The 17107-nt window shown below is 65.0% G+C and carries 14 protein-coding genes; 5 read left to right on the forward strand and 9 right to left on the reverse strand.

What is annotated here, in order from left to right; genetic code table 11:
* Positions 1-54 precede the first annotated feature (54 nt).
* From llg_RS00975 to llg_RS00995, 5 genes are read right to left on the reverse strand one after another with little or no spacing between them, the layout of a single operon-like run.
* Entirely contained in the window at positions 55-936 is an 882-nt protein-coding gene (locus llg_RS00975; RefSeq protein WP_338287639.1) for an endonuclease/exonuclease/phosphatase family protein, read from the reverse strand.
* 60 nt (positions 937-996) lie between these two features.
* Positions 997-1353, reverse strand: a complete 357-nt coding sequence (locus tag llg_RS00980; RefSeq protein WP_338287640.1) for a dihydroneopterin aldolase — start codon at positions 1351-1353, stop codon at positions 997-999.
* Positions 1354-1370: 17 nt separating this feature from the next.
* On the reverse strand, positions 1371-2417 hold the full coding sequence (locus tag llg_RS00985) for an HAD hydrolase-like protein (protein WP_338287641.1): 1047 nt from the start codon (positions 2415-2417) through the stop codon (positions 1371-1373).
* 13 nt (positions 2418-2430) lie between these two features.
* On the reverse strand, positions 2431-2802 hold the full coding sequence (locus llg_RS00990) for a DUF721 domain-containing protein (protein WP_338287642.1): 372 nt from the start codon (positions 2800-2802) through the stop codon (positions 2431-2433).
* Positions 2803-2815: 13 nt separating this feature from the next.
* Positions 2816-3052, reverse strand: a complete 237-nt coding sequence (locus llg_RS00995; RefSeq protein ID WP_338287643.1) for a ferredoxin — start codon at positions 3050-3052, stop codon at positions 2816-2818.
* Between the two features lie 138 nt (positions 3053-3190).
* Between llg_RS00995 and llg_RS01000 the strand changes: the two genes are divergently transcribed.
* Together llg_RS01000 and hemQ are read left to right on the forward strand one after the other, a co-directional pair.
* On the forward strand, positions 3191-4243 hold the full coding sequence (locus tag llg_RS01000) for a hypothetical protein (protein WP_338287644.1): 1053 nt from the start codon (positions 3191-3193) through the stop codon (positions 4241-4243).
* Positions 4244-4245: 2 nt separating this feature from the next.
* A complete protein-coding gene (gene hemQ, locus llg_RS01005) occupies positions 4246-5076 on the forward strand; it encodes a hydrogen peroxide-dependent heme synthase (RefSeq protein WP_338287645.1) in 831 nt (276 codons plus the stop codon).
* A 91-nt stretch (positions 5077-5167) separates the two neighbouring features.
* Here hemQ and llg_RS01010 read toward each other — a convergent pair whose 3' ends face one another.
* Together llg_RS01010 and llg_RS01015 are read right to left on the reverse strand one after the other, a co-directional pair.
* Positions 5168-6391: an MFS transporter gene (locus llg_RS01010; RefSeq protein WP_338287646.1), complete on the reverse strand. Its 1224-nt coding sequence runs from the start codon at positions 6389-6391 to the stop codon at positions 5168-5170.
* Between the two features lie 112 nt (positions 6392-6503).
* Positions 6504-8708 carry a trypsin-like peptidase domain-containing protein gene (locus llg_RS01015; protein ID WP_338287647.1) on the reverse strand — a complete coding sequence of 735 codons (2205 nt, stop codon included), beginning with the start codon at positions 8706-8708 and terminating at the stop codon, positions 6504-6506.
* A gap of 114 nt (positions 8709-8822) precedes the next feature.
* On the opposite strand from llg_RS01015, the gene llg_RS01020 reads away from it, so the two are divergent.
* The 3 genes from llg_RS01020 (at position 8823) to polX (ending at position 14887) form a co-directional block, all read left to right on the forward strand.
* Positions 8823-11168: a transglycosylase domain-containing protein gene (locus llg_RS01020; RefSeq protein ID WP_338287648.1), complete on the forward strand. Its 2346-nt coding sequence runs from the start codon at positions 8823-8825 to the stop codon at positions 11166-11168.
* 89 nt (positions 11169-11257) lie between these two features.
* On the forward strand, positions 11258-12967 hold the full coding sequence (locus llg_RS01025) for a transglycosylase domain-containing protein (RefSeq protein ID WP_338287649.1): 1710 nt from the start codon (positions 11258-11260) through the stop codon (positions 12965-12967).
* 186 nt (positions 12968-13153) lie between these two features.
* Positions 13154-14887, forward strand: a complete 1734-nt coding sequence (polX, locus tag llg_RS01030) for a DNA polymerase/3'-5' exonuclease PolX (RefSeq protein ID WP_338287650.1) — start codon at positions 13154-13156, stop codon at positions 14885-14887.
* A 297-nt stretch (positions 14888-15184) separates the two neighbouring features.
* On the opposite strand, the gene llg_RS01035 is transcribed toward polX, so the two are convergent.
* Complete coding sequence (locus tag llg_RS01035; protein WP_338287651.1) at positions 15185-16336, reverse strand: prenyltransferase/squalene oxidase repeat-containing protein; 1152 nt, start codon at positions 16334-16336, stop codon at positions 15185-15187.
* Complete coding sequence (locus tag llg_RS01040) at positions 16333-17094, reverse strand: YdjY domain-containing protein (protein WP_338287652.1); 762 nt, start codon at positions 17092-17094, stop codon at positions 16333-16335. The genes llg_RS01035 and llg_RS01040 overlap by 4 nt, the downstream gene beginning before the upstream one ends.
* Between the last annotated feature and the right edge of the window lie 13 nt (positions 17095-17107).

Here is a 17107-nt window from a genome sequence, read left to right on the forward strand (position 1 = left end):
TCCGGCCCTATTCCCGCCCTCTTCCACGGCTGCCGTGGGAGAGGGTTTTTTCATTCAATGGGGTTCAGCCTGTCCCGGCTGAGGCTCGATTTCCAAGGTGGCCCGCACCGGGAAATGATCGGAGGGCCAGACACCATCCTTCGCATCGTGAAGGATGTCCGCGGCCACCAGCTTCAGGTCCGGGCTGGCATAGATGTAGTCGATCCGGCCGCCATCGGTCTTGCCGGTGAAGCCGTGCATCGTGCCGGAAACGGAGGCGGATTCATCCGGGTGAACGGTCTTCCACACGTCCAGCGGCCGCGAGGCGCTGGTCCGGATCAGCTCTTGCACCGGGTTTTCCTGGCCGGAATTCAAATCCCCGGTGAGCAGAAACGGCCCCGCGGGCTGCCGGGCCGCGATCCGATCCAGGATCAAGGCGATGCCCTTCTCCCGCGCGGGCTGGGACTCATGGTCCATGTGGGTGTTGTAGAAATGGATCACCCGGCTGGTTTTCCGGTCCCACAGGCGGGCCCAGGTGCAGATCCGCACCACCGTGTTGCCCCACGATTTCGAGTTCACCGTTTCCGGGGTATCGGACAGCCAGAAAGTCCCCGTCTGCTGGATTGAGAAGCGGTCCGCCCTCACCAACAGCGCGGAGTATTCCCCCTTCTGCAGCCCATCCTCCCTCCCCACGCCGATCTCGACGTAGCCATCCAGCCGTTGGCCGAGGTCATCCAACATCGGACGCAATGCTTCCTGGACGCCGAGAACATCCGGATGGTCGCGCCGGATGATCTCCGCCACCTGGTCACGCCGGGCGGTCCAGGCCCGGGAAAAATGATCCCCCCGGTTGATGTAACGCAGATTGAAGGTCATCACCCTCAGCGGTTCCGCCACGGCAGGAGCAGCGAGAGCGAGCCAAACGGCGAGCCAGCGGAGGGAGCGGGATGCAGTCATGAGGAACGGGGGCAACGTAGACCGCTCAGCCGGTCCACGGCATGCAATTTACCTCCCCGGTCAATCCGCCCTTTCACGCACGGTCCGGACGGCCACGCACTCGGTGTTCGGCAGGATGAACTTTTCCACCAGCACGTCCGCGCGGCGCAGCGGGTGATTTTCGAGGAGATGATCCGCCACGTCCGCTGCCAGCGTTTCGATGAGCTTGCGGGGTTTCGCCGCGGCCAAGGCTTCCAGCTCCAGGGAAACCGCGTAGTAGTCCACGGTCCGCTCGATGTCATCGGCGAGATCGGCAAAGGCGGTCCGGGGCGTCATCAGAATGGTGAGCAGCACCACCTGGGGTGCGGCGCGCTCCTCGTCCGGCACGCCGATGTGGGTGGTGACGCGGAGTTTTCGGATCTCGATGGTATCGCTCATGTCGGAAAGCCTGGGCCTCAGGAGCCGGGGATCATCTCCCGTTCCATCGCCTCCACCAGCAGCACGCGGGTCGGGTGGTTCAGGTCGAGCGTGAGGGCGTCCGCGGGAGACAGCCACTTGAAGTCCTCCGCCTCGTCGTTGAGCCGGACCGCCGTCGACTTGGCGTGGGCGACGTAATTCAGGAGCAAAAAGTGCTCGGGACGCTCGAACTCGGTGGAATCGATGCAATCCTGAACCAGCGCGAACTCGATGCCATCCAGCTCGATGGCCGTCTCCTCCCGGATCTCGCGGCGCAGGGCATCCAGCGAGGTTTCACCACGGCGGATCTTGCCCCCGGGGATCCCCCAGCGGTGGCCCCACTTGTGGGTCCGGACCATCAGCACGTGGCCATGGCCGTCATGAAGCAGGGCTCCCACCGTGGCGATCGGCCGCGGTTTCACGGCGCCACGTCCGAGCAGGGAGCGCAGCACACCGAGGTCCGGCACGGTGAGGTCCGGGCGGACCGCGGCAAGGGGCTCGGCATGGGTGTAGCCGGTGAGCACGGCGATCGAGGAAATGCCACCGTGGCGGGCGGTCTCGATGTCGTGGGTCATGTCTCCCACGAAGGCTGTTTCACCGGGATCGAGTTTGTGGGTGGCGAGGATCTCATGGATCATTTCGCGTTTGTCCACCACCCCGGCGTAGGTCGCCTCGAAAAAGGGCTCCAGGCCGAATTCCTCGAGCTGCTGGTGGAAGGCCTCACGGTGCATGCTGCTCAGGACAAAGCAGCGGATGCCGTGGGCGGCGCACCATTCCAGCTTCTCACGGGCGTGGGGCAGCACGAACACCGGAGCCTTCGAGCCATGGAAGGCGGGGCGGAACCGGCTCTCCAGCTCATCCAGAGGCACATCCGGCAGGAATTCCTGATAGAACTCGCTGTAGGGCAGACGGAAGTGGCGGCGGAAGGCGTCGCGGTCCAGCGGATCGCGGCCATAGCTCTCGAACACGAGGTTGGTGGCCTCCAGCACGGGGCCGAGATCGTCCACGAGGGTGCCGGACCAATCGAAAATCAGGTTTCGGAACATGACGGATGGGAGTTCAGCCGATCTGGAAGCGTACGGAAAGGATTCGATCGGGCCCGAGCTCCTCGCGGAGCCGCTTCAGCAGCATCGGCTTCATCTGCTCCAGATGAAAACGCATCGCCGGCTGGGTGACCCGCAGCACCAGATGTCCGCCCTTCACGGACAGCGGTTCGGTGTGCCGTGCGATGAAATCGCCCGCCAGCTCCTTCCACGCGGACCGGACCTGGTCCTCCTGGAGACCTTCGGCCACCCCTGCCTGGTGCAGGATGGCCTTCAGGAACCGGTCGGGCTTGGAAACCCGCCGCTCCAGGTCAAAGGGCTCGTCCGCCCCCCGCCATTCGCGCAAGATGGCCTCGCGGATCCTTTTCAGGGCGGGGTCATCGCTCATGGCTCGGAATAATTCAGTCCTCGCCGTCGTTGCCGATCGCCTCGACCGGGCAGCCTTCCATGGCCTCGACGCACTGCTCGCGCTCCTCGTCGGTCTCCGGCTGCTTGTAAACGAAGGAGTAACCTTCGTCATCGGCGCGGGTGAAGTTCTTCGGCGCCGTCTCACGGCACAGGTCACAGTCGATGCACTGGCTATCGACGTAGAATTTTCCTGCGACGTTTTCGGCATTCTTGTCTTCGCGATCGGCCATGTAATACGGGAGAGGTTGCTGGGCCTTGGATGACCCCGGCGGAGACAGGTTGCAATTCGATTTTTCCGGGGGGCGCGGCGGGCATTCGCACTGGCCAAGCCCGGGGCCGGGCCCTAAACACCTCAAAGCCGTGCGCCCATGAGCCAATCCTCTTCCGAACCGCCAGACGGACCGCAGCCGCCCCGGCAACGTCCGCCAGCCGCCCGCGCCCCGAAGGACTCGTCCGAGCTGGACCTCTGGGACTTCGACGACGCCCTCGATTCCCCGGCCAAACCAGAGCCGGCCGAGCTGCCACCGGCCACCAAGGCCCGCCCACGGTCCCTCACGCCGGAACCACGCACCGCGCCACCGGCTTCCGAGGCGGTTTCGAGCAAGCGCACGCCTCCGGCTCCCACCAAAGGCCCGACTCTTTTCGACCAGAAACGGAAACCAGCCGACGACCTGGGAGAGTTGGATGACGACCTTCCGCCCTCCGAACCCCGCGTGGCACCTTCGCCCCGGCCAGCAGCGGAAAAAACCGTGGAACCGGTGGCGGAGACCAACGAGGAACCGGCCGCCCCCCCTTTCGCCGAACCGGAACCCGAGCTTGGCTCCGCCCAAGCACAGGAGGAGGAAATCGCTCCAACTCCCACGCCACAGGCACCTCTGGATATCCACTCGCTTCCGCAGCGCCTCGGCCTCTCCAGAATCGAAAAAATCGGGCTCGTGGCGCTTGCCGCGGTCCTCGTGATCGGCGGCCTCGTGCTGCTCGGCGTGGCCCGCAACCGCCTGCCGATCCACGATAGCTCGGCGGACTACCCCGATTACCCGGTCAAAGGCAGCCTGGTGACGGTGAAGAAACTCGAATCCTTCTGGCGGGAGCCGGTTGCCGGAAAAGACACCGTCCGCCGTGACACCAAGCTCATTCCGGTGGTGAAGGTCGACCTGGAGGCCCCCCCCTGCGCCATCCGCGCGTTTTTCCGCAACGAGAACGGGGAAACCATCGGCGACGCCGTGACCCGGTCCACCAGCGGGGGCTCCATCGAACTTCCTGCCACCGCCGGTCTCGAAGACGCCGCGATCCACGCCTCCTACCGCACCGGGCAGACCAAGCCATGGAAGCTGGAGCTTTTCGAAGCTCCCTCCGCAGATTCGCCCCGCCAGGATTTCAAGAAGCTCCTGGAGACCCCGATTTCAAACGACCGCCACTGATCATGCCCAGCAATACCCCTGTGACCCCGCTCGTGCCGAAAGAAGGCTGGCACGTGATGCACCTGTTCTACCATGTGGACCACTCCGCGTGGTCCCTGCTCGGCGAGGACGAGAAGCGCCTCGCGAAAACCAAGCTCACCGAGCTGGTCCAGGAGATCCGCGCCACGCCGGACACCCATCTGCTGATCTTCGCGGTGGCCACCCCGAAGGCGGACATCGGCTTCATGCTGCTCACGCCGGACCTGCACGTGGCCACAGCCTACGAGAAGCAGCTCACGCTTTCGCTCGGCCCGGATATCCTCACCCCGGTCTACTCCTACCTCTCCCAGACGGAGCGCTCGGAATACACCACCACCAGCGAGCAGTATGCCGCCGAAACCCTGATCGGGGAAAAGGGGCTGACGGAAGGCTCGCCCGAATTCGTGGCCGCGCTGAAGGAGTTCGACGACCGCATGGCCCACTACCTGAAGCACCGCCTCTACCCGGTGCTCCCGGACTGGCCGGCGATCTGCTTCTATCCCATGTCGAAGCGCCGCAGCGGCAACGACAACTGGTACTCGCTCGATTTCAAGCAGCGCGCCGAACTGATGTCCGGCCACGCCCGCGTCGGCCGCACCTACTCCGGCCGTATCCTCCAGCTCATCACCGGTTCGACCGGCCTGGATGAATACGAATGGGGCGTCACCCTGCTGGCGAAGGACACCATCGACATCAAGGCGATCGTTTACGAAATGCGCTTCGACGAGGTTTCCGCCCGCTATGCGGAATTCGGTGACTTCTACATCGGCATGCAGCTCCCGCTCGACGAGCTGTTCCGCCGCGTGTGCCTCTGAAAGTTTGTCAGTGTTCAGTTTGAAGTTTTCAGGAAGAGAAAGAGTCCTCGGAATCTTCCTGAAAACTGAACACTGAAAACCAACAAACTCTTCAAGCCACCGCCCGGATTTTCCGGAACACCAGCAGGCTGAGGATGCTCACGCTGATGGCCGCGAGGCCGAGGCGGTCGAAGTGGAGCAGCGATTTTCCCGGACCTTCCGCCACCACCATCCCGCCGATGGCGGTGGTGAGGCCGGAGGCGAGATCGCGGGCGCAGCCGATCAGGCTCATATAGGCCCCCCGGCGGACGGACGGCACCGCTTGCGAAATCACCGCCTGGCCGGGAATGAAGCGACCGCTGGCGAAGGTGAAGAAAAACGCCGCCAGCACCAGCACGTGCCAGATCGGAATCGGCCCCGAATTGGTGAGCAACCGGATGACGATCGAGGCCCCGGCCACCAGCACGCAGTAGATCTTGAAGCGACCGTGGACGTCCGCCAGCCGACCGACCCACGGGCCGGTGAAGATGGTGACCAGCCCGCCGGTTAGATAGACGAGGAACAGGTACTGCTCCGGCATCCCGGCATTCCCCACCAGGTAGGTCGAGAGGTAGGGGATGATCGTGAAGTGCCCGAAGACCATCGCCGTCATCAAGAGGATGCCGATCCACGCGTTGCCGTCCGCGAGCAAGGTGAGGAAATCCTTTCCTGAAGGCACCTTCCCCTCCTGGAGATGACCACGCACCGGCGGCAGCACCCGGTAGAGACAAATCCAGACGAGCACCCCCAGCGCGGCCACGGCAAGGAACGGTGCCTCCCAGCGCCACCACTGGGCCAGCTTCAGGCCGAGCGGCACCCCGGCCGCGGCGGCGAACGAGAAAGCCGTCATAATGATACCCATGCCCCGAGCCCGGCGTTCCGGCGGCACCACGTCCGCGACGATCGCCATGATCGCGGCACCGCTCACGCCGCCAAAGGCCCCGCAGATCGCACGGGCCACCAGCAGCATGCCCGAGGTAGTCGAAAGACCGCAGGCCAGCGTGCCGACGACAAATCCGGCGTAGCAGAACAGCAGCAGCTTCCGGCGGTCGAACCGATCGATGAAAGGCGCGGTCAACAGACCCACCACCCCGGCGGTGATCGCGAAGGACGAAATGAAGCTGCCGAACTGCTGCGGAGTGACACTGAGCTCCCGTTGGAGCTGCGGCCCCAGCGGCATCATCACCATGAAATCCATGATGTGGGTGAACTGCACCGCGGCGAGCAGCAACAGGAGCCATTTCTCGGACAGGACACGCGGTTCCGATCCATCCAATCCGTCGTTTCCTGCATCCATGCGACAAAAAGAAAAAGCCCCGCCACCGGAGCGGCGGCGGGGCTTGAAAGTCGCAGGGATCGGCAATCAGGCAAGGGGAACCCGGAAAGACTCGTAGTTCCCCTCAGTCCGGTCACCGCTCCTCGCCCACGGCGTCCATTTCCTCGTGGAGACGCTCGATCAGCCGGTCCATGTCCCGCACGTTGCGGCGGGCGCGGCCAATGCGCTCCGGATCGGGAGCGGGAATGATCCGCGGCTTCTGACCGCCCCAGCGTGCCATCTGGTTCGGCAGTTCGGCGGGCGGATTGCCCACGCGGGCCACGGCGGAATCGACCGGCGAGCGCTTGAGCATCGCCACGATTTCCCCGGCCGGGATGAAGAAGCTGCGGGTGCGGTCGGCCTGGGCGATGGTCAAGCCGACGACATTGCCATCGAGGTCCACCACCGGGCCACCGCACTGCTGCGGCTTCAACTGGAGGTCGGACTGCACCACGTTCGGGAACATGTCGCGCACGCGGCTGATCGCACCGCCCATCTGCTCCATTTGGCGCAGGCGGGGATTGGTGAACTGCGGAAGACGCGGGCGGTTGCCCAGCAGCACCTCGAGATCAAGCGTGGCGCCGCCGCGAGACACCTTCATGGTGACCTTCTCACCCGGGTTCTTATCGAGCAGCGAGTTGCGCAATTCCATCAGACCGGAGATCGCGCGATTCTCCACCTTCAGGATGATATCCCCTTCTTTCAGTCCGGCGCTGGCGGCTCCGGTCTGGGGCTCCACGCCCCCCACCTTCACGCCCGGACCGGCGTAGGCGACATCGCCGTTGACGCCCAGATAGGCTTGGTCGGATTCGCGCAGGGAGCGGGAAAGCACGCTCACCACCCCGATGCCACCGGCCTTGCCGTCACGACGGGTGGCCACCACGAAGGTGCCCAGGGAAGGCGCGGCCTTGTCGGACCATTTCACAGGCGTCAGCACGTCGCCATCGATGGACAGGACCGCGATATCCTCGTTTTCATGGACCCCGGTGATCGTGGCACCGTGCTGGGTGCCCTTGTAGTCCATCACCTGCAGGGCACCGCGCTTCTTGGCGATCTCGCTCCACTTGGTCAGCACTTCCTTGCCGCTGCCGATGACAGTGCCGTAGGCCACCTGGGCGCTACCGGCATACACCAGCACGGTCGAGGCGCTCTTGGCCTCGGCCACCGACTCGCCCACCGAGTAGAGGTCGGCGTATTGGCTGGTGATGGCCTCGTTTTCCTCGGGCAGGAGCAAGGGAACGTCCCGCTTGCCGTCGAAGAGAGAGGGGTCGTTGCCGAGGCCGCTGATCGATCGCTTGTCGTAGAGGGCATCCCGTTTCACGAGGGTGACCTCCAGATCGAGCTTCGTCTGGTCGCGCAGGAGGCCGAGCTTGATCTTGTCGCCGGGCTGCTTCTTCGCGAGCACGAGCTGGAGCTCACGGCCGCTGCTGACCTTGCCGCCATCAATGGACACCAGCAGGTCGCCGATGCGCACACCGGCACCGGCGGCGGGAGAACGCGGAGTCACCCGCTCGACCGGCACGCCCGCACCGGTCTTGCCGGTTTCACGACCCATGCCGATGCCCAGCACCGGGGCCTCGGGGTTGGCAAAGGGGTTCATCGAGAGCTCGCCCCAGTTGTCCCCGGCCACGAGGCGGTCCCAGTCATCCTTGAAACCGTCGATCCCCGCGTGGTTGTTGTTCCGCTTGGATTCGCCGATGGACGAGTTGATGCCCACGATCCGGCCCTGGAGGTCGAAAATCGGGCCACCGGAGTCCCCGCCGATCAGGGTGCAATCGCTGGTGAAGAAATTACCCGGGCCCTTGGAAATCACCCGGCCGAAACGGACCGGAGGGGTGCGGTTCGGGTCGAACCCGGCGGAATGCCCCATCGCGACCAGCCAGTCCCCGGCCCCTAGAGTCTTGGAATTCCCGCGCTCGACGAACGGCCACGGCCCCGCTTGGTCGATTTTCACCATGGCGATGTCCTTGGAGTAGTTCGCGCCCAACACCCGGCCGTTGATCTGCTTGCCATTCGGAAACACCACCAGCAGTTCATCCACGCCTTGCACCACGTGGGCGGCGGTCAGGATCAAGCCATCGGCGGAGGTCACGATGCCGGAGCCGGAGGAGCCGGTCTGCTCGGACACCAGCGCCACGGTGGCAGGCATCACCTTCGCGGCCACGGCGGCCACCTCGGTTTCGATGTGTTTGAGATCGGCCACCGATTTGACCGGCTCCCGGGCCCACAGCGGGACGGCCGGAGACCAGGCCACCACCACGGCGGCGACGGCTGCAAAAAACGCATGCGTTTTCATCATTCCAGGGGGCATAGCGCCGCCGGGACGGCCGTTCGTCTGCGGTTTCCTCTTCATGGGTTCTTCATCAATACGGGGTGGCGGCGGACAATAGAGCACGCTACGGTCCGCCCAGCGATGCCGAAAAGCGCCCAGCCAGACACCATTCCGCCCAAAAACCGCCCGCGCCGGGACGAGGATCGATCGGAGGGTGGGACCACCTTCGTCTCGCTGCTGTTTTTCTGGCCATTCCACCTGTTCCGGGCGGTAACCAGTCCGCTCGGCTCGCCGCTGCGGCCGCTGCTGCGCTTTTTCGGCTACCCCTGCGTGGCGGGCCTCTACGTGCTGCTGGTGCTCGGGATCGTCTACGGGGCACGCGCCAGCCGCTACGATCTGGCGAAGATCCACGCCCTGCCGGAGCGCTCGATCGTCTATGACCGGAACGGCGAGGAGATCGGCCGCATCCACGGTGAGAAACGGGACGTGATCCCCCTTTCCCAAGTCTCGGAAACCTTCCGTAAGGCGATCCTCGCCCGCGAGGACGAGCGCTTCTACCAGCACGGAGCGGTCGACCCGATCGGCATCGTCCGCGCGTTCACCAAGAACCTCGCCGGCAAAAAGGAGGGTGCCTCGACGCTCACCCAGCAGCTCGCGTCCGACGTCTTCAAGCTGAAGCAGGGCGAATCGAAGAACACCGTCAGCCAGATCGATCGCAAGTTCCTCGAGATCGCCATCGGCATCCGCATCGAGTCGACGATGTCGAAGGACGACATCCTCCAGGCCTACCTGAACTCGATCAACTGGGGCCGCCAGATCCGAGGCATCGAGGAGGCCTCCCGCGTGTATTTCGAAAAGCACGCCTCGCAGCTCAACCTGCCGGAATCCGCGATGCTCGCGGGCATCGTGCGCGGCCCGGACGCCTACAATCCCTTCAAGAGCCTTGAAAGCGCCAAGCGCGAGCGCGACACCACGCTGGACCGCATGGTGGCCGCCAAGGTCATCACCCAGCCGGAAGCGGACGCCGCAAAGACCGAACCGATCGAGATCCGGCCGGAGTGGCGGCGGAAGTTCCAGGAATCCTACGCGATGGATGCCATCCGCCACGACCTGGAGCTGATCTTGGAAAAGGAGAACATCGAGCTGGGCGGGCTCACGATTTCCACGACCATCGACAACCGCATCCAGCAGCGCGGCGAGGAGGCGCTCGACAAGCGTCTGAAGGACCTCGAGCGGGCGTCCGGCTACGGCCACGTCACCCGCACCGCCTGGCAGAAAAAGCCGGAGGACAAGCGCGACGAACCAACCTACATCCAAGGCGCGGCGGTGGTGATCGAGAACCACGGCGGTGCGGTGCTGGCGGTGGTCGGTGGCCGCGATGCGAACGAATCCCGTTTCAACCGCGCCCAACAAGCGGAGCGCCAGATCGGCTCGATCTTCAAGCCCTTCGTCTACCTCGCGGCCTTCGACCGCGGCCTGCGTCCGAGCACCAGCATCAGCGACGACCCGATCTCCCCGGGCGAGATCGCGGGTGCCCCCTCGAACTGGCACCCGAAGAACTCGGACGGCACCTACACCGGCAATCACGAGGCGGAATACGGCCTGATCCGCTCCCGCAACACGATGTCACTGCGCGTGGGCAACTACGCCGGGATGGAGCGGGTGAAGAACGTGGCAAGGACCGCGGGCTTCGGCGAGAAGATCCCGGAAAAGCCGACGTCCTACCTCGGTGCGTGGGAATCGACGCCGTGGCGGGTTGCCTCGGCCTACACCATCTTCCCGAACAATGGCGAACGCTTCCGTCCCTACCTGATCCGTGAGATCCGGGACCAGGCGGGCAACGTGCTCTACACCACGCCCCAGCTCGCCTACCCGGCGGCCAAGCCCGGCTCGGCGTGGGCGGTTTCCAAGATCCTGCGCGAGGTGGCCACCCATGGCACTGCGGCGGCGGTGAGAAAACTGGGCTTCGACAAGCCGTGCGCGGGCAAGACCGGCACGACGAACGACTTCAAGGACGCGTGGTTCGCGGGCTACACCTCCAGCCTGACCTGCGCGGTGTGGGTCGGTTTCGACACCCCGGTGAAGACCATGCAGGGCGGCTACGGCGCGACGCTGGCACTGCCGGTGTGGGTGGAGATGATGAAGACGGCGGACCGACTCGGCTACAAGGCGGGCGAATTCAGCCCCGGCTCGAAATCGATCAACGCCCGCCTGTGCCGCCAGTCCGGCAAGCGTGCCACCGCGGGCTGCGAGGCCGCGGGCACGGCCTACGACGACCACGACGTGCCCGCCGACACCTTCGATCCGAACGACCTCTGCCCGATCCATCCGGCCAAGGCGATCCCGGTGGATGAGGACGTGGTGCCCGAAAGCGCCACACCGCGCGCGCGCCCGGTGGCTCCTCCCTCCTCGCCAGGCCATCCACCCCGCGCGGTGCCGGTCGAGGAACCCAACGCACCGCTTCGCGCCGAGCCGGTGGAAGAGTGAGCGTCAAACCACCCTCCCTTCTCCGGCATTTTCATTTCGAAATTCCTCTTCTCTGGTTTCTGGATTCTTGATTCTGGAGTCTTCCTGCTATGTCCACTTGGCGACCACTCGACGCTCCACCCCGCCTGCTGCGGTGGCTGCCGGTGTGGCTGCATGGCCCGGTGAAGTGGGCGTTCAAGCTCGGCGTGTTCGGGCTGGTGATCGTGGCAGGGATCGCGTTCTTCTATTTCTGCCTGGCGATGAAGTTCGACCTCAACGAGGTCAACCGGCTGCCCGCCGCGAACATCATCTACGACCGCAACGACAAGGAGATGGACGCCGCGGCCGGCAACAACCGCCGACTGATCACCCGCGCGGACCTGCCGGACTTCATGGTGAAGGCGCTGCAGGCCCGCGAGGACGCGCGGTTCTTCGAGCACTCCGGCGTCGACGTGCGCGGGCTGCTGCGCGCGACGATCCGGAATCTCAAGGACCGCGATTTCACGCAGGGCGCCTCGACGCTGACCATGCAGCTCGCCCGCAACACCTTCGAGATCCGAGCGAAGTCGCTGCACCGCAAGTTCCTTGAAATCGCGCTGACGCTCCGCATCGAGGGCCGCTATTCCAAGGACGAGATTCTCACCGGCTACCTGAACCGCATCTACTTTGGCGCGGGCTGCCATGGCGTGGAGGAAGCGGCGCGCACCTACTTCGGCCGCTCCGTGCGCGACCTCAACGAGGGCGAGTGCGCGATGATCGTGGGCATCATCCGCGGACCGCACATCTTCTCCCCTTTCCGGAACCTCCCCGCCGCAGAGGCCCAGCGCAACGAGGTGCTCGACCGCATGATCGCGATGAAGTTCATCACCGACGCCGACAAGGCCCGGATCATGGCCACCCCGGTGCGGCTGGTGAAGGACGACGACCGCGAGGTCCAGCGCTCCTACGCGATGCAGACGCTGCGCCGCGAGCTGGACACGATCCTCGATGAATCGGACATCCGCCTCGGTGGGCTCCAAATCCGCACCTACATCGATCTCGCCTGGCAGACGCGTCTGGAAACCGAATTGGCGCGCGCGGTGGAATCACTGGAGAACGAAAAGTCGTGGCAGAAGCCGACGCACGCCTCCCACAAGGACGGTGACCCGGTCGACTACCTCCAATACGCGGCGATCACCATCGAGTTCAAAACCGGCGCGATCCTCGCCTACATCGGCGGACGGGATTTCAAGGACACCCGCTACGATTTCACCAAGGTCCGCCGCGACCTCGGCTCCGCGTTCGAGCCCTTCGTGGCCGCGGCGGCGGCCCAGCGTGGCAAGCTGGTGCTGCCCGGAAAGCCCGTCCAGACCGGTAGGCAGGTGGGTCCGGCGGAGGTCCAGAAGATCGCCAAGCGCTGCGGCATCTCCGGTCCCTTCCTCGACACCGAGGACCTGTTCCGCGGCTCGGTATCCGCCACGCCGATGGAAATGGCGATCGGCCTCTCGACGCTGGGCAACAAGGGCAGCCGGCCGCGCCCCTACATGATCCGCGAGATCCGCAACGCGGCGGGTGAGATCGTTTACACCGCCCGTCCCGAGGAGGCGCAGGCCCTTTCTCCGAACGCCGCCGCCGAGGCGAAGTCAGTGCTCAAACCGCGCTCCGGCACGCTCTGTTTCACCGGGGCCACCGGCTCGGAGCGCGAGGCCTGGACCCTGCGACTCGGCCCGAAAGGCGCGACGGTGATCTGGATCGGCTTCGACAAGCCCGCCGTGATCGCACCCGAAGCCCGCCTGAAGGCGCTGCTGGACGAGTTCGTGGACCGGCTGGGGAACGACTGAGGCCGGGCGGGAAATGGCTGGGAGCAGGGACATTCCTGTCCCGTTTCCTGAATATTTGCCAGCAAGCTGGGTGGCTTTCAAGAACGGGACAAGAATGTCCCTGCTCCCAGCCACTACCCCCGGCAACGTTTGAATACCGATTCGGCCTAGCCGACCGCACCTCCATGCGGTTCATTCGAGGCCGTCATGACCCGCGACACCCTTGCCGAAGTCCTCGAAGAAATCGCCCAGCTCCTCGAACTGAAGGGCGAGAACCCGTTCAAGGTCCGTGCCTACCGGCAGGGCGCGGAAGTGGTGCGCGGCTACGACGGCGACATCGTGGCGCTGGCCGCCGCGAACGAACTGGATGGCATCAAGGGTCTCGGTGACGCGCTGCGCGACAAGCTCCACGAGCTGGCGACCACCGGCGAGCTCCAGTTCCACAAGAACCTGCGCGCGGAGTTTCCCGAAGGCTTGTTCGAGCTCTTCGACGTCTCCGGGCTGGGGCCGAAGAAGATCAAGGCGCTGTTCGACACCCTCGGCGTCGGCTCCATCGCGGACCTGAAAGCCGCCTGCGAGGCCGACAAGGTGGCGGGCCTGCCCGGCTTCGGCGCGAAGACCCAGACGAAGATCCTGGAGGCGCTCCAGCAGCGCGAAACCTTCGCCGACACCTTCCGTCTCGGCACCGTGACCTCGCTGGTGGACGACATCCTGGATGCCCTCCGCGATCATCCGGCCGTATCGCAGGTCGCCGTGTGCGGTTCGTTCCGCCGGGCCAAGGAAACGGTGCATGATCTCGACTTCCTCGTCGCCACCAAGGAACCCGCCGAGCTGTGCCGCTACTTCACCACCTTCCCGATCGTGAAGTCGGTGATCGCCCAGGGCGAGACCAAGACCTCCGTGCGTCTGGACAACGGCATCCAGTGCGACCTGCGGGCCGTTTCCAACGCCGAGTTCCCGTTCGCGCTGATGTATTTCACCGGCTCGAAGGAGCACAACGTGGCGATCCGACAGCGGGCGCTGAAGTACGGCTGGTCGCTGAACGAATACGCGCTCACCCCGGTGGAGGGCGCGGCCCCGCCGCCGGAAGTCCACGACGAACCGGGCCTCTACAAGGCGCTCGGCCTGCGCTACATCTCGCCCGAGCTGCGCGAGAACCGCGGCGAGATCGAGGCCGCGGAAACAGGCGACCTGCCACGGCTGGTGGAGCTCTCCAACCTGCGCGGCACTTTCCACAACCACACCAACGCCTCCGACGGCGGCGACACGCTGGAGGAAATGGCGGAGGCCGCCCAGGAACTAGGACTCCAGTATCTGGGCATCTCCGACCACTCGAAGTCCTCCTTCCAGGCGCGCGGCCTCGACGAGGAACGCCTCACCGCCCAGATCGCCGCGATCCACGAGCTGAACAAGACCTTCACCAACTTCCGGATCTTCGCCGGCTCCGAGGTGGACATCCTCAAGGACGGCACGCTGGACTTCGACGACGCGATGCTCTCCCAGCTCGATTTCACCGTGGCTTCGGTCCACAACGTCTTCACCCTTTCCGAGGACGAGATGACGGAGCGCATCTGCCGCGCGATGGAGAACGAGCACGTCACCATGCTGGGCCACCTCACCGGCCGCCTGCTGCTGAAGCGCGACGGCTACGCGGTGAACCACGCGAAGATCATCGACTGCGCCGCCGAGACCCGCACCATCATCGAGCTGAACTGCAACCCGATGCGCCTCGACATGGACTGGCGCTGGTGGAAGCGGGCGAAGGACAAGGGCGTGCTGTGCTCGATCAACCCGGACGCCCATGCCACCGACCACCTCCAGTTCCTCCACTTCGGCATCCGCCTGGCGCGGAAGGGTTGGCTCTCGAAAGAGGACGTCCTCAACACCCGCCCGCTGGCGGAGGTGGAGAAATTCCTGAAGACGCCGAAGGCGAAAAGGTGACGCACGCCCCGCCGTCGCGAATGGCGGACTCAAAAGCCACCCCAATGTGAGTCCCTGTGGCGCTTGGCGCGCTCTTCGGCCTCTTCCTGCTCTCTTTCCCGGGCAACCGCCATCCGGGCCTTGATCGCTTCCATCTCGGATTGGAGCGCTGCCTTCTCCTCCGGAGACAGCCTCATTTCCGGCGGAAGCGGCGCCCCGCAATAGCCGCAGGTGCCATGCTGGCGGCTATAGACAGGGCGCTGACATTCCGGGCAATTCATCGGGAAAGAACGATCACATGCCGGGGCGAATCATCCATCACTTGTTCGGGATCGCGTAGTACACCTGCTCCAGCGCGAGGATCGAGTAGGCGGTGACCAGCACCGGATTGCTCTCCATCCACTTGCCATCGGTGTTCTTCCACGAGCCGTCGCCCTGCTGGAGCGAGAGGAGCTTGTCCGCCACATCCTTGCGCCAGTCGGCTTCCTTGCCATCGGCGAGCTTGAGCGTGGAGAGGTTGGCGGCGCTGAGCGCCTTGGTCATCGTCTGGTAGTAGTAATACTGGCCGCTGGTGCCGAGGCCGGGGTTCTCGGAAACGGTGTAGTTCTTGCCCAGCCACTCCTTCACCGCCTTCACGCGCGGATCGTCGGCACCGACCTTGGCGTAGATCATCGAGAGCAGGCCGGCGTAGGACATGGAGCCGTAGGAACGCAGCGCCTTCTTGCCATCCGGGAGGATGTCCTCGGCCTTGGAGCCGGTGGGGCTGTAAACGAAACCGCCCTTGTTCTTGTCGTCCTCGGACACCCACGGCTGGTCGTTGACGGAGGAGAGGTTCTGGCAGCGGGAGAGGAAGGTCTGTGCGGCCTTCCAATCGAGGTCCGGCTGGTCGCCGTGCTTGCCATCGGCCACCACGTTGGCGGACAGTGAGATCGCCTCGATGGCGAGCCAGGTGTTGGAAAGGTCGTCGTGGTCCTTGTTGGTGCCCGCGCCGTAGCCCACGCCGCCATCGTTGGGATTGTCGGTCTTGCCCTTCTCGCCGGTGTCCCACTGCTGGCCGATGAGGTGCTTGCGGGCCTTCACGATGGCGGGCTCGTAGCCGTCCTTGCCGAGCGCGACCAAGGCGGTGATGGAGGTGGCGGTGTTATAGGTGGACAGGCCGCGGTTGTAGATGCCGCCGTCCTCCTTCTGCTGCTTCACCAGCCAGTCGTAGCCCTTGGCGAGGTGGTCGGGCACCTGCTTCTTGACGTCCACGTTCGGATCGCGGGTGGCGGCGGTGAGGGCCAGCGCGGTGAGGGCCGGAAGCCCCTCGTCATCCCAGTGGCCGTCCTCCTTCTGCTGGGTCTTGAGCCAGGCATTGCCGCGGGCGATGGCCTGCTTGATCTCCTGCTGGACGGACGTGTAGCGGTCGGACGAATCGGCCGCGGCGGCGATGCCGGCGGCGAGGATCGAGAAAACGACGGTGGCTTTCATGGGGTGGTGCTGGGTTTGGAACCTTCGTGCGGAGTGATGATGAGAGTGACCTTGGTGCCGACGGACGGCACGCGCTTGGGGAAGGGCAACCACGCCTCGTCGTCGTTGTTGTCCTTGCCCGGGTAGTTGAGGATGGCGCTGCTGCTGAGAAAAATGGCGGCGACGTCGCCGGTGGCCTCGGCGTGGTAGCGGCCGTTGGAGATTTCCGAGCCGCCATAGACCCACGGACCGGACGGCATCTGCTTCTCGGTCACGGCGTGGGCGATCCATTCGTTCACCGGCACGGCGCGGGTCTTCCCGGCATCCTCCCACTCCACCTTCAGGTCCACGCGGGCCCCGGCCTTCACCTCTGTGGGCACGTCCGGAAACTTCGTCCCGGCCTCGTGTTCCGCCGGGCCATCGGTGGCGTAGAGCTCCTGGGACCGCTGGTAACGCAGCAGGGTGAAGACCACGTTCAACCGGGTCGGCGACACCGCCGTGGCGAAGAGCGATTCGTGCACCTTCCCCTTCTCGTGGACGATGAGGTATTCGAGCAGCCCCTCGGTCATGTTGACCCTGGCGGGGAAACGGATCTCGCGGGTCTTGCTGTCGAAGGTGATCTCGCCGAGGCGCAGGCGGGTGCCATCCAGCTTCTCAATGGCGGGCTTGTCCTTGTCCCCATCCGCCTCCGTGACAGGAGCTTTCTCCGGCGCTGGCTCCTGCGCCACTGCCACGACAGGCAGAATGAAGGCGACGAGCGATGTCCGGAACAATCCCATGGCAGCGAAATTC

The sequence above is a fragment of the Luteolibacter sp. LG18 genome (assembly GCF_036322585.1).
In the GTDB taxonomy this organism is placed as follows: Bacteria; Verrucomicrobiota; Verrucomicrobiia; order Verrucomicrobiales; family Akkermansiaceae; genus Luteolibacter.